This window comes from Cupriavidus sp. 8B, from assembly GCF_054589115.1.
On record NZ_BAAILO010000541.1, the window covers coordinates 1 to 443 of the forward strand.

The 443-nt window shown below is 62.5% G+C and carries 1 protein-coding gene; it reads right to left on the reverse strand.

All coding sequences use genetic code 11. The features are described 5' to 3' along the window. Positions 1 to 55: 55 nt before the first annotated feature. Positions 56 to 385: a conjugal transfer protein gene (locus ACYP5B_RS47870; RefSeq protein WP_276286885.1), complete on the reverse strand. Its 330-nt coding sequence runs from the start codon at positions 383 to 385 to the stop codon at positions 56 to 58. Positions 386 to 443 lie beyond the last annotated feature (58 nt).

Genomic DNA, 443 nt, shown 5'->3' on the forward strand with positions numbered 1-443 from the left:
AGGTCGGGGGTGACGAGCGTCATCCATGGTGCAATCTCTTGCATGGGGCGGCGTTTCAGCATGGCAGGTCACTATCGAAGCCATAGGGGCGGCGGAAGCGCGGACTGAGCTTGCCGTGCCACGGCGTGGGTTCGTACACGTCGCCGTAATGGTTGTAGACGTTCAGCACGAGGTTCCACCACGGGTCGCTTGTGGTGAGCCAGCGCAGGAAGAAGTGGACGCACAGGCCGACCAGGAAGAAACCGGCCACAGTCCAGATGCCGCCCGAGTAGGTGGCGTAACACAGCAGGGCGGTGATGGTCCCGTTGGCAATCGCGAGACCCCGGACAGCACCACCCATCATGCGTGGCAAGGACAATGACCGGCTGACGGTGTGCTGGCGCATGATCAGCAGTACTGGGTGAGACCGAGGTTCTTGGCGATGGGAATCGCGGCAGCTGCCA

Coding starts and splice junctions, on each gene's coding strand:
- ACYP5B_RS47870 (WP_276286885.1), bottom strand. CDS start 385: ATGCGCCAGCACACCGTCAGCCGGTCATTGTCCTTGCCACGCATGATG.